This is a genomic window from Streptosporangium sp. NPDC050855 (assembly GCF_044456585.1).
GTDB classification, from domain to species: domain Bacteria; phylum Actinomycetota; class Actinomycetes; order Streptosporangiales; family Streptosporangiaceae; genus Streptosporangium; species Streptosporangium longisporum.
In genome coordinates, this window is sequence record NZ_JBITFY010000008.1 from 288522 (window position 1) to 301171 (window position 12650).

The 12650-nt window shown below is 71.0% G+C and carries 10 protein-coding genes; 5 read left to right on the forward strand and 5 right to left on the reverse strand.

Annotated elements, in window-relative coordinates:
* Position 1: 1 nt before the first annotated feature.
* The gene (gene dacB, locus ACIBCT_RS18480) at positions 2–1366 is read right to left on the reverse strand and encodes a D-alanyl-D-alanine carboxypeptidase/D-alanyl-D-alanine-endopeptidase (protein WP_399189945.1); all 1365 of its coding nucleotides are present in this window, start codon (positions 1364–1366) and stop codon (positions 2–4) included.
* A gap of 121 nt (positions 1367–1487) precedes the next feature.
* Between dacB and ACIBCT_RS18485 the strand changes: the two genes are divergently transcribed.
* The gene (locus ACIBCT_RS18485; protein ID WP_399189947.1) at positions 1488–1997 is read left to right on the forward strand and encodes an inorganic diphosphatase; all 510 of its coding nucleotides are present in this window, start codon (positions 1488–1490) and stop codon (positions 1995–1997) included.
* 97 nt (positions 1998–2094) lie between these two features.
* On the opposite strand, the gene ACIBCT_RS18490 is transcribed toward ACIBCT_RS18485, so the two are convergent.
* The 4 genes from ACIBCT_RS18490 to ACIBCT_RS18505 all read right to left on the reverse strand — a co-directional run bounded on the left by ACIBCT_RS18490 (position 2095) and on the right by ACIBCT_RS18505 (position 8161).
* A complete protein-coding gene (locus tag ACIBCT_RS18490; RefSeq protein ID WP_399189949.1) occupies positions 2095–3378 on the reverse strand; it encodes an NlpC/P60 family protein in 1284 nt (427 codons plus the stop codon).
* Positions 3379–3557: 179 nt separating this feature from the next.
* Entirely contained in the window at positions 3558–5516 is a 1959-nt protein-coding gene (locus ACIBCT_RS18495) for a hypothetical protein (RefSeq protein ID WP_399189951.1), read from the reverse strand.
* 158 nt (positions 5517–5674) lie between these two features.
* Positions 5675–6487 (reverse strand): hypothetical protein, encoded by an 813-nt coding sequence (locus tag ACIBCT_RS18500; RefSeq protein ID WP_399189953.1) that lies wholly within the window; start codon positions 6485–6487, stop codon positions 5675–5677.
* Between the two features lie 63 nt (positions 6488–6550).
* On the reverse strand, positions 6551–8161 hold the full coding sequence (locus ACIBCT_RS18505; protein WP_399189955.1) for an ABC-F family ATP-binding cassette domain-containing protein: 1611 nt from the start codon (positions 8159–8161) through the stop codon (positions 6551–6553).
* 286 nt (positions 8162–8447) lie between these two features.
* Between ACIBCT_RS18505 and ACIBCT_RS18510 the strand changes: the two genes are divergently transcribed.
* From ACIBCT_RS18510 to ACIBCT_RS18525, 4 genes are all read left to right on the forward strand, one after another.
* Positions 8448–9047 carry a sigma factor gene (locus ACIBCT_RS18510; RefSeq protein WP_399189957.1) on the forward strand — a complete coding sequence of 200 codons (600 nt, stop codon included), beginning with the start codon at positions 8448–8450 and terminating at the stop codon, positions 9045–9047.
* A gap of 301 nt (positions 9048–9348) precedes the next feature.
* A complete protein-coding gene (locus ACIBCT_RS18515; RefSeq protein ID WP_399189959.1) occupies positions 9349–9942 on the forward strand; it encodes a MarR family transcriptional regulator in 594 nt (197 codons plus the stop codon).
* 5 nt (positions 9943–9947) lie between these two features.
* Positions 9948–10403: a hypothetical protein gene (locus ACIBCT_RS18520; RefSeq protein WP_399189961.1), complete on the forward strand. Its 456-nt coding sequence runs from the start codon at positions 9948–9950 to the stop codon at positions 10401–10403.
* Between the two features lie 690 nt (positions 10404–11093).
* Positions 11094–12488 (forward strand): carbohydrate binding domain-containing protein, encoded by a 1395-nt coding sequence (locus ACIBCT_RS18525; protein WP_399189963.1) that lies wholly within the window; start codon positions 11094–11096, stop codon positions 12486–12488.
* Positions 12489–12650: the final 162 nt, after the last annotated feature.

Sequence of the window (12650 nt, forward strand, 5' to 3'; positions counted from 1 at the left end):
ATCAGCCGGAGGCGACCACCGCGGCGAGCCGGTCCAGGGCCGCCTCCGCCTTTCCCCAGCCGGGCGGGACGTCGTCGGCCATGAACGCGAAGGTCACCAGGCGCCCGCCCCGCGTGGTGGTCATCCCGGCCAGGGTGTTGACCCCGTCCAGGGTGCCCGTCTTGGCGCGGACCAGCCCGTGGGCGGAGCGGAGCCGGTCGAACCGGTGTCCCAGGGTGCCGCTGAAGCCGGAGATGGGCATGCCGGCGACGATCGCGTGCAGGCCCGGACGGTCCGGGGACGCCGCCACCGCGACCAGGCGGGCCAGCGCCTCGGGGGTGATGCGGTTCCTCGGCGAGAGCCCGCTGCCGTCGAAGACCCGCACGCCCTCGGCCGCGCCGAGCCTGGCCAGCACCGCGCCCACGGCCGCGGCGCCGCCGTCGAAGGAGGCGGGCCTCCCCTCCTTGATCGCCACGTGCCGGGCCAGCGCCTCCGACAGGTCGTTGTCGCTGAGCGTGAGCGCCCGCTCGACCAGGGCGTAGACCGGGGCGGAGTCGACACGGGCGATCTCCCGCGCGCCGGCCGGGGCCCTGGAGCGCCTGGCCGAGGACGAGACCTTGATCCCGTTCTTCGACAGCAGCGACACGAACGCGGCGTGCGTCGCGCGCGAGGGGTCCGCGACCCGGCCGCTCTGCCCGGGCGAGACCCTGCCCTCGTCGAGCATGAGCGCCGTGACCGGGGCGACGCTGCCCTCGGGCACGTACCCGGGCTTCCACGTCGCGGCGGTACGCGGACCGGTGTAGAGGAAGTCGTCGTAGGCCACCGTCACCCTGGCCGTCCCGGCCGCCTTGAGCGCCCTGGCGGTACGCGAGGCGAGCGTGGCGAGCGTGGCGGGCCGGGGATGGACCTGACGGGCCGCCGCCCGGGGACTCGCCAGCGTGGGGTCGCCGCCGCCGACGAGGACGATCGTGCCGGGCGAGGCCCCCCGCACCACGCGGGTGCTCAGCCGGGCGTCCGAGCCCAGGGAGGCCAGCGCGGCCACCGAGGTGACCACCTTGGTGGTGGAGGCGGGGGTGATGCCCTCGCCTGCGCCGCTGCCGAACAGCACGGCGCCGCTCTGCGCGTCGAGGACCGCTGCGCCGACGCTTCCGCCCAACGCCGGGTCACCCAACGCCTTGGTCAACCGCTGCGCCAAAGTACCCTTGGCAGGGAGAGGCCCGTTCCCCCCCGCGGCCAGCACCGGACCCGCGGTGATGACCGGGACGGGGGGCGGCTTCGCCGACGCCACCGGCTCCGGCTCCCTGCGGACCAGCGCATCACCGGTGAGCAGGTGCGCGCCGGCCGCGACGACGAAGATCTGCAGCAGGACGAGAGTGACCAAGGCCACCCACCGATCACGCCGCATCACGCCGCCGACCTCTCATCGTCCATAACCATCAGGCATAAAACGCTTACGAGACATTAACGCCCAACCGGGGGTGCCCGGAGGGTTGAGTGGAGGAACCGCGGTGGAGTTCGACGTTCTCGTTGAGATTCCCAAGGGGCAACGGAACAAGTACGAGGTGGACCACGAGTCGGGCCGCATCAGGCTCGACCGCATGCTCTTCACCTCCACGCAGTACCCCGCCGACTACGGCTTCATCGAGGACACCCTCGGCGAGGACGGCGACCCGCTCGACGCCCTGGTGCTCCTGCAGGAACCGACCTTCCCCGGCTGCCTGATCAAGTGCCGCGCGGTCGGCATGTTCCGGATGACCGACGAGAAGGGCGGCGACGACAAGGTCCTGTGCGTCCCCGCCACCGATCCCCGGATGGAGCACATCCGCGACATCCACCACGTGCCGGAGTTCGACCGGCTGGAGATCCAGCACTTCTTCGAGGTCTACAAGGACCTGGAGCCCGGCAAGTCCGTCGAGGGCGCCAACTGGGTCGGCAGGGTGGAGGCCGAGGAGGAGATCGTGCGCTCCATCAAGCGGGCCGCGGACGAGGTGGCCGGCGGGCACGCTCCCGGCCACTGAACGACGGCCACCGAACGACGGGCACCGGACGACGGGCACCGGGGCCGGGACATCCGACGGGACGTCCGCCGGACGTCCACCGGCGGGTCCCGGGCCGTCAGACCGGACGGGTCGCGCCGACCAGATCGCTACGCCACATCGGCGCGACCCGGACCACGTCACCCGTCTGCGGGGCGTGCACCATCAGCCCCTGGCCGATGTAGATCCCGACGTGGTGGATGTCCCCGGGGTTCCGGGTGATCTGACCGTAGAAGAGCAGGTCGCCCCGGCGGAGCTCGCTGAGCGGGACGTGCGGCCCCGAGGTCCACTGGGTGCCGGTCCAGTGGTCGATCCTGATCCCGACCCGCTCCCAGGCCCGCATGGTCAGCCCCGAGCAGTCGTAGGCGGCCGGGCCCGCCGCCGCCCAGACGTAGGGCTTGTCGAGCTGGGTGAGCGCCCAGTCCGCGGCGATGTCGCCCCTGGCCGACCCCGCCGCCACGTTCAGCGCCCAGCGTGAGGCGTTCTGCCCCGAGGCCACCCGCGCCCGTGCCGCCTCGCGGCGGAGCGCCTCCTGCTGGTACCGGGCCCGCTCGGCGTTCTCCCTGGCGATCCTGGCCCGCTCCAGGGCCGCGGCGCGCTCCCTGGCGATCAGGTCGGCGGCGCTGCGCGCCTCGTCGGCCAGTTTCTCCAGCCGCGCCTGCTCCCGCTCGATCCGCCGGGTCTCCTCGACCTGTTCGGCCACGGCCTCCTCGGCGGCCCGCTTGGCCTCCTCGGCCGCGACCGCCGCCTCCCGCTGCAGGGCGTAGGCGTCCTCGGCCTGTTCCCGCAGGATGGCGAAGACCTCCTGGGCCTCGCGCAGCTGTTTCAGCCGCTCGGCCTGGCCGCCGCCCATGTGGGCCAGGATGCTGGCCCGGCGCAGGTAGCCGTCGTCGGCGGTGCCGCCGCCGGCCAGCACGGTCATCATCGGGTCGCTCAGGTCGACACCGCCGTAGTTCTGGGTGGTGATCGCGGCCACCGCCCGGCGGGACTCCTCGACCTCCGAACCGGCGGTCCTGGCGCGTTCGGCGGCCTGCTCGGCCACCTCCCTGGCGCGGGTCGTCCTGACCAGTTGCCCGTTGTAGGACTCGACGAGCCGCTCCGCGCGGATCGTCAGCGCCTCCAGCCTGGCCTGCGCCTCGGCGACCAGGGCCGTGGCGGTGCCGAGCCGCTCACCGCGCTCGCGGGCCCTGGCCCGCGCCTCGGCGACCTCGGCGGCCGACGGGCCCCGCACGCCGGGCGCGACGTCGTCGGGCGGGGCCGAAGGACCGGGCACGGCGCCGGCGGGGAGCCCCGGCCCGGTGATCAGGCAGCAGGCCAGGCCCGCCACCGCGGCGACATGACGGCGCCGTCCGATTGAACGCATGCGTCTCCCCCCGGAGTCCCCCGTGAAATACCGCGTGACGCGGTGCCGCCCCCCAGAGCGGCGTGCCGGCCGCTCAGGCGGCCTCTCTCAGCATTCCCGCCGATCACTCGAAGCACACATGACGCTCACGCACCGTGACGACCGCCTGCCACGACACCCCCGTCCACGGGCCCGCGGTCTCATTCGTTCGGGCCGGTACCGCCCCCGGTACGCGCCGAGTCCCGGTCGGTGGCGCCGGGACGGGTGGTGTCCGGGCGGGTGGTGTCCGGGCGGGTGGTGTCCGGGCGGGTGGTGTCCGGGCGGGTGGTGTCCGGGCGGGTGGTGTCCGGGCGGGTGTCGGGGCCGGTCGTGCCGGGGCCGGTCGTCTCGGGGCGGGCGGTGTCGGCGCGGGCCGTCTCCTCGCGGGCCATCCCCTCGCGGGCCGGGCCGGCGGGAGCGGATCCGGGACCCCCGCCGGGACGGCCGGTACTGGCCCGGCCTCGGCCGTGGCCTTCCCGCCGCCCGGAGCCGGTGTCCGGGGAGGAGGCCGCTCCCCCGCGGGACCGGTGACCGCCGGGCGCGGGCCGGGAGTCGTCGTGCGAGCGTCCCGCCTCCCGGTGCCACCGCCGGGCGCCGTCCGCCGGGAGCCCTCGTCCCGCCCGTGGGGAACCCGGATCCGCCCGGCGGGACTCCGGCCGCCCGGACGGCCGCTGGACGAGCTCGCAGAAGCGCGACGACCGGTGCCCGTGGTGGTGACGATGCGGGAGACGGCCCGGGGGGCGGTGCGAGCGGCGCCCGTCGGGCCCGGACTCCGAGGACGGCGGCGCGGGCGGGAGCCGTACGGGTGGCGGGGCCGGAGGGTCCACCGGCGGGGGCGGGCCTCCCGGCCGGTCGGGCGGGCCGTCACCGGGCGGGCGCGGGGACTCGCGCGGATCGTCCGCCGGAGGCTCGGCCGGGTTCCTGGGGGAACGCTCTGCGGGGTTCCTCGGGGAACGCTCGGCCGGTGACGCCGGATCCTCGGCCCCTTCCCCGGCCGGGCCCCGCCCCGGGGGCCGCGAGCCGTCCCGCGGCCCGGATCCGGTGGTGCCGGACGACCACGCCGACCCCAGCGAGCCGACCAGCTCGACGGCCGACCCCTCGTCGGCGTGACCGGGCAGACCCCCTCCCCTGCCGGGCTCCCACGGCCGGTCGCCGGACGGAGGTTCCACCACCGCCGGGAGACCGCCCGCTGCGACGCCGGGGCCCGCGGGGTCGGCCAGGGACTGCACGACGACCAGGACGATCGCGGCCGCCGCCGCGGCGATCGCCACCGCCGTCCCGGCCGCCACGCGGGACCGGCGCGCGCGGGGAGACCGGCGCGCGGGGAATCCGGCGTCGTCCAGGGGGCCCGCGCGGTGGGCGACGTCGCGCCGGTAGGGGACCTGGGCGGGGTCGCTGAAGCAGTCCATCACCCGTTCGCGCAGGGCGGGCGGCAGCGTGTCCACCGGGAGCAGGTCGAAGACCTTGGCCGCCGAGACCTGCCTGACCCGGTGCGGAGCGCAGGTGTCGCACCGGTTCACGTGCCGGATCACCCGCTCGCGCGCCTCCGCGGTGAGCTCGCCGCCGAAGCCGGTCAGCAGGCGGGCCCGGCTCGCGCAGTCGTAGGGCCCCTTGCGGACCAGGACCTCGGCGGTGACGACGTCGCGCAGACGTTCCCTGGCCGATTCGTACAGCGCTCCGGCGGCCTTGGTGCCGACGCCCAGGACCGCGCCGAGGTCGAGGGGGCCGAAACCGTGCCGGCAGCTCAGGTCGAGGACCTCACGGTCGCCGGGGGACAGGCTCCGGGTGGCGTTCCAGGCCATCACCCGCAGGTCGGCGTCGCCGCCGGTGACCTCCGGGGCGGGGGCCCGCGTCCCGGGCGCCTCGGCGAGGGCGCGCCGGACGCACTCCTGCCGGGCGAGCGCGTACAGCCACGCCTCCAGCCGCCGGGGGTCGGCGAGGGCGTGGACGTGGGCCTCGGCGGCGACGAAGGCGCCGAGGAACGCCGCCTGCGCGTCCTCGGGGGTCGCGAGCATCGAGCGGCAGTAGCGGTAGACGCCCTCGGCGTAGGCGTCGTAGAGGGCGACGAGGGCCCCGGGGTCCCTCGCACGCAGGGCTTCGACCAGGACACTGTCAATCATGTGACCGACGGTAAAGGATCCGTCACACCACGTTCCAGTGGTTCACCGACAATGACGGGAACTGTCTCCGGCCGGTCAATCGAATCCGTAAGAATGACCTTTAGAATTGCAGTAATAAATATTGATGAATGGTTTTATGACCGAATCGTTCGTCTCGGTCAGGGCCCCATGACCCCGGCCAGCTGCGCCTGCCTGCCGCGGTCCTTGGCGAACGGCGGCATCTTCGGCTTGACCGTGTGCAGCGGCAGCGCGCCGCCCAGGGCGAGCTGCTCGAAGGGACGGCTGCTCGACCCCCAGGTGCGCGCGGTCACCTCGGCCGAGGCGATGTCGCGCGGGTCCTCGACGCTCCTGATCTGCAGCACGAACCGTCGCCGCTCACCCGCCTGGACGTTGTCCACGAAGGTGCTCCCGCCCCCCAGCAGCTTTCCCTGCCGGTCGCGCAGCAGCGCGGTGACCGCCAGGCTGCGGGCGGGCATCACGTACGGGGTGCCGACGTAGCCGGTGACCAGGTAGTCGCCGTCGGTCGTGCGGTCGGTCAGCACGTCGTACACCGGGAAGGGCTGGAAGGCCGAGACGATCCGGCCGGCCCGGTGCCAGCGGGCCGGGCGGTAGGAGACGTTCACCGCGACGGGCCGCTCCTGGGTCACCACCTGGCCGGTGAAGGGAAGGACGCCGCCCGGGGGCACCGCGTCCAGCGGCTGGTCCAGCCGGACGACCTCCTTGCCCTGGGAGTCGCTGGCGACGACGGTGGCCACCACGTGCTCGCCGAAGTGCCACGGGTTGGCGTTCGCCAGGACCCCGGCCCAGTTCACCACGTACCCGTCGTCGCCCTTCACGATGGACGACGCCTGCTCCCTGACCGCGAGCGGCTGGAGCGGCGCGACCGGATCCTTCTCCTCGCCGGAGCATCCGGGGCCTCCGGCGAGCAGCAACAGGGCCAGGGCCGCGACGATTCGGGTGCTGTGCTTCACCTAGCCGTGATAACCGGCCGGGCCACCCCTCCCACCCCGACACGCCGACGGCGGCCCGACTCTTTACCTCTGCCGGACCACCCTGGTCTCATCCCATACCGGTTCAGATGATTCGTATACCTTTCCATCGGAACCGAAGACCAGATACCGGTCGAAGTCATCGGCGAACCAGCGGTCGTGGGTGACCGCGACCACGGTCCCGTCGAAGGCGTCCAGCCCCTCCTGCAGCGCCTCGGCACTGGCCAGGTCGAGGTTGTCGGTGGGCTCGTCCAGCAGCAGCAGCGTGGTGCCCGACAACTCCAGCAGCAGGATCTGCAGCCGCGCCTGCTGACCTCCGGAGAGGGTCTCGAAGCGCTGCTCGGCGATGCTCCCGGCCAGCTCGTAGCGGGAGAGCGCCTTCATCGCCTCGTTCTTGAGCCGGGCGTGCTCGGTCATCACGATCTCGCAGGGCGTACGGCCGAGGAGTTCGGGGCGGGCGTGCGTCTGGGCGAAGTGACCCGGCACGACGCGGGCTCCGAGCCTGGCCACCCCGGTGTGCCGGACCTCCTCACCGGCGATCAGGCGCAGGAAGTGCGACTTGCCCGAGCCGTTGGAGCCCAGGACCGCCACCCGCTCGCCGTACCAGATCTCCAGGTCGAACGGCTTCATCAGGCCGGTGAGCTCGAGACCCTCGCAGATCACCGCCCGCTTGGCGGTCCGGCCGCCCTTGAGCCGCATGCTGATGAACTGCTCCTTGGGGGCGGCCTCGGGCGGCCCGGCCTCCTCGAAGCGGCGCAGCCGGGTCTGGGCCGAGTGGTAGGCCGCGGCCATGGTGTCCATGTACTTGGCCTTCTGCTTGAGCATCAGGACCAGCCGCTTGATCTTGGCGTGCTCCTCGTCCCAGCGTTTCTTCAGCTCGTCGAGCCGCTCGTTGCGCTCCCGGCGCGCCTGGGCGTACGAGCGGAAGCCGCCGCCGTGCACCCAGATGTTGCCGGACTCGACGGTGATGATCCGGTCGGCCGCGTTGGCGAGGAGCTGCCGGTCGTGGCTGACCAGCAGCACGGTCTTGGGCGTGTCCCGCAGCGCTCCCTCCAGCCAGAGCTTGCCCGGCACGTCCAGGTAGTTGTCGGGCTCGTCGAGCAGCAGCGTCTGGTCGGGGCCGCGCAGCAGCGCCTCCAGCACCAGCCGCTTCTGCTCGCCGCCCGACAGGGTGTTGACCTCGCGGTACTTGCAGTCGTCGTAGGCCATGCCGAGCGCGGCCATCGTGCAGGTGTCCCAGAGGACCTCGATGTCGTAGCCGCCCGCGTCGGTGTAGTCGGTGATGGCCTGCGCGTAGCGCATCTGCGCCTTCTCGTCCTCGCGCTCCATCATCACCAGCTCGGCCGCCTCCAGCTTCCCGGCAGCCTCCCGTACGCGCGCCGGGGCCACGCTGACCAGCAGGTCGTGCACGGAACGGCCGTCGCGGATGCTGCCGATGAACTGCCGCATGATCCCCAGGCCGCCGGAGCTCGCGACGTTGCCGTCGACCGGCTGCAGGTCACCGGCGATCAGCCGCATCAGCGTCGTCTTGCCCGCCCCGTTGGGACCGACGAGCGCCGCCTTGACCCCCTCGCCCACCCGGAAGGAGACGTCCTCCAGCAGCGGCCGCCCGTCCGGCAGAACGTACGTCAGATGGCCGACCTCAACGTGTCCCACGGCTATTCCCTTTCAAAAGGTCCTCGCGCAGGGTACATGCCGCTTTCACGGTCCGGCATCCGGGTTTCCGGTCGGTACGGCCCGGCGAGCGGGCCGTCACACCCGGGCGGGCGGGTCTCCTCGGTGCTCGTGCGCTGGCCGCCCCTCCCCGAGGCGCGTCACCGTCGGGCCGGACGGGATCCCGCGCGGGCCGCGTCGTGTTCACGAACGAGCATCGCGTCTCCCGGCGGCGAGAACCTGTTCCGGCTCTCCGGGAGACAGCAGGCATGGAACCACGAGGATCGAGATGACCGCCCAGCCGGTGGACACGGATCAGGCGGACGACGCCGAGCTGATCCGCCGCTCGCGCGACGACCCCGAGCAGTTCGCCGCGCTGTTCGACCGCTACGCCCGCCCGATCCACCACTACGTCGCCCGGCGGCTGAGCACCCAGGCGGCCGACGACATCACGGCGGAGACGTTCCTGACGGCCTTCCGCCGTCGCGACTCCTACGACCTGGCCCGGCCGCCTCATGAGGAGTCCAGGGAACAGCGGCTCTTCCAGGCGATCTACCAGCTCATGGGCGAGCAGGCACTCAGCCCCGAGGTGCGTGCCGCCCTGTTCCGCGCACTGCCCTTGATCGAGGGAGTGACCGTACGTCCCGATGCCGTGGACGCCGAGGGCAGGCACGGGATTGCCTTCAGCCACACCGACGACTGGGCACGCTACGAACTCATCCTGAGCCCGGACGACTTCCGCTACCTGGGGACGTACGGGGTCACCGTCGCGGACCGCACGATGAGGTACACGAACGTGGACCCGATCTTCGTGCCGGCGGGCACCCCTCTCGTGCTCAGCGCCCAGCTGGAAACCCACCTGGTCGACAAGGCCGGGCAACGACCTTAGGACACTCTGGCGACCCCCTTCCGAGCAGGAAGGGGGTCGCGGTTCGCAGGCAGACCGCCCTTGAGATGTCCCGCAACCATTCCGTCGTCCTTCAAAGGGTCCTCTGTCCCTCAAAGGGTCCTCGCGCAGCGTTGCCCACCGACCTCGCCCTGCGGGCACTCGGATTTTTCGCCGGTACGGCACGGTATCGCGACCGGGTCCCCCTCCGGCAGCTCCCTCGCTTCCACGAACAGGAACGCTTTGAGATGGATCGATGACACAGCGCTACTAGCATGCTATAGATGCATAGTACTATTCATCTATGAGGGAAACTCCGCCGTTGCTGCTTCCCCTGTTCCGGTCCAACGCCGTCGGTGAACTACTCGCCTGGCTGTATCTGCACCCGGAGAAGGAGTACTCGACGACCGATCTCGCCAAACGGACAGGTGTGTCCCAGCCGACCGTGAGCCGTGAGATGGACCGGTTCGCCGCCGCCGGGCTGACCGAAGAGAGACGGCACGGCAATCTCCGCCTCATCCGTGCCGACACCGACACGATCGTCGCCAAGCCGCTCACCGACCTGCTGGCGGTGACCTTCGGCCCGGCGGCCGTCCTGCCGCCCCTCCTCCAGCCGATCCCGGGCATCGACGAGGCGTACATCTACGGCTCCTGGGCCGCCCGGCACGCGAATCAGACCGGGCCGTCCCCGCGTGACATCGATGTCCTCGTGGTGGGCGCCCCGGACGAGGACGAACTGTACGACGCGGCACGAGCGGCAGAACGCGTTCTCGGTCGCGAGGTGAACATCAACCGGATCTCGCCTGCGTCGTGGCACGCCGACCAGGGCGACCCGTTCGTGACGTCCCTGCGGAACAAGCCCCTCCATCTTTTGATTCAGAACCGGAGAACACCGTGAGATGGATGCAGGGACGCGACCGGATCGACGCGATGCTGACCGCCGGTCAGTTGGAGCGGGTACCGCCGAGCCGGGAACATGCCGATACCATGATCGCCCAGGCCGAGCGGCACATTGTTCTCGCCCGCAGCGGTGTCGGGACAGACCCCACAGGGGCCTACCAACTCGTCTACGACGCCTCGCGGAAGGCTCTCGCGTCGATCCTGGAAAATCAGGGCTTACGTGCCACAAGCAGGGGCGGGCATCTCGCGGTGCTGGACGTGGTGACGGCTCAGTTGGATCCTCCGCTCGGACAGACACTCCGCTCCTTCGACCGGATGCGCCGCCGTCGCAACAGCGCTGAATATCCACGCCCAGACACCCCGGAGATCACTCCCGATGACGTGCTGCAGGACCTGGAGAAAGCCGAGCGGCTCATAGCCCTCGCCGCCAAGGTATTAGGCCAGATGAGCCCGTACTGAGATGCCCGCGAGAGTTCCGAGCACTTCCCAGGGGTCACGACACCCACGTCGGACGGCCGACCTCAACGTGTCCCACGACTATTCCCTTTCAAAAGGTCCTCGCGCAGGGTACATGCCGCTTTCACGGTCCGGCATCCCGGTTTCCGGCCGGTACGGCCCGGCGAGCAGGCCGTCACCCCCGGGCGGGCGGATCGCCCCGGTGCCGGTGAGCCGGTGAGCCCTTCCCGGGACACATCGCCGCCGGGCCCACCGGGTCCGCCGGGTCCACCGGGTCCGCCGGGTCCGCCGTCACGTCGCACGACGGCCGAGCATCCGGGTGGCCGAGAGACCGGCGGCCGTCCTCAAGACCCTCGGTGACCGCAGTTCAGAGCCACGTCCGCTGGACTTTCGCCGTTCGCCACGAGACCCCTGTCGGTCCATCGACTCCGCCATACGGCGCAAAACGCATGAATCACCCTTTTCATGGACATGAGTGATTAAATCAACATAAGCCGCCCTATGGGGATTCTTAAGAAAAAGATAGCCGACCGAAACCGTTATCAGCACTACCTTTTTGATTGCGGCAAACCCGATATCCGGGCAAGACCGCACGTTTATTGATTAGTCCGAAAATATTGAAAATGAGGTATTTGTTTCGTCAGTGGCGCTGATTAGTCTCCCGATCATGGGTTCTCAACGGGAGGAACACCTTTGTCACTGAAACTGCGTCGCATCATGTCGGCGATCGCCGCGGGGGGACTCGTCGTCCTGGCGATGGCGAGTCCGGTGGCCGCATTCGCGCCGCCGTACCTCGACGAACCCACCGGTCCGTACGCACTGCCGGTGGACGCCGCCGTTCCCAAGCGTGGCTGCACCACGACGCTGTCCGACCCCAAGAACGCGAGCGGGAGCACCCCGGCCATCCAGGTGATCTACGCCTGGCACGACGGCGGCGGGAACAACTACGAGACCCACGTCGAACAGATCGCCAAGCTGGTCGACCGGATGGACCTGGAACTGGACGAGTCCACCAACTACGACCAGCACCTGAAGCTGAGCTGCCGCACCGGCTACGACACCGGCACCTACTCCGGTTACGCCCGCGCGCTGGTGGTACCGGAGAAGATCGAGGCCGGCGTGATCGGCGGCGAGACCACGGTGGACAAGATCACCGATGATCTCGGCGCGGCGGGGTACGACAACGCCAACCGCAAGTACGTGGTGTTCGAGGACTTCAACGGGACCGCGACCGCCTGGTGCACGACGACGTGCGCGGCGACCGCCGACGAATGGTCCAGCGCCACCCAGCTGCACGAACTGATCCACCTCGGCGCGGACGGTTTCTACGTGGACCATCCCAAGGTCACCGAGGCCGTCGACCACCTCAGCTATCCCGACGTCATGTCCAACCCGAGATACGACTGGCAGCTGGACCATGACTTCAACAACTACTACGACCCGAGCGAGACCACGGCGACCTTCTACACCGGCAACGAGGCCGGTGACACCCGCAAGGTGAACGTCGCGGCCTGGCCCTACTTCACCGCCCCCACCTGCTGCGACATCGGCTACAGCAACGACCTGCTGACCGCGCAGGAACGCACCGTCGAGGCCGACGCGCCGTACGCCACCCCGACCGGGTTCAGCGTCTCGGGCGGCGGCTGGATCCAGGTGACCCCGCCCGGCCCGACGTCACAGATCTCGGCCAAGCACTACGACGGCCGCCGGTCGCTCACCATGAGCGTGCAGTCGCACGCCGCCGGCGTCGTGTCGGTCACCCGCAAACCCGCGGTGACCGCCGGCCAGACCTACAGGTTCTTCGCCAAGATGACCACCGCCACCTCCGGCAACGTGAAACTGCGCCTGTCGTGGTACAACTCGTCCAACACCCTGATCTCCGCCAGTGACGGTCCGGCCATCGCGCTGACCGGCACCTGGACGGAATACCGGCACAGCGCGACCGCCCCGGCCGGAGCGACCGGCGTCCAGATCTCGGTGGTCAGCCCCGCAGGCCAGACCTTCGCCTACCAGCTCGACTCCCTCCAGCTCAACCACTGCAACAACGGCAAGACCGCCGACGGCTGCCGTCTGGACACCTGGCAGTGACCTCCGGGTGACGAACCGACCCGGCGCCTCCCGGCGGTGACCCGGTACACCGGAGCCCGCCGGGAGGCGCCGGGTCGTCCCTTGCCACGTCGTCCCTTGTCGCGCGGCGGGGCCCGCGGGGGCGGGGCGAGAACAATCCGATGGGAAACCGTCGGGGGCCGG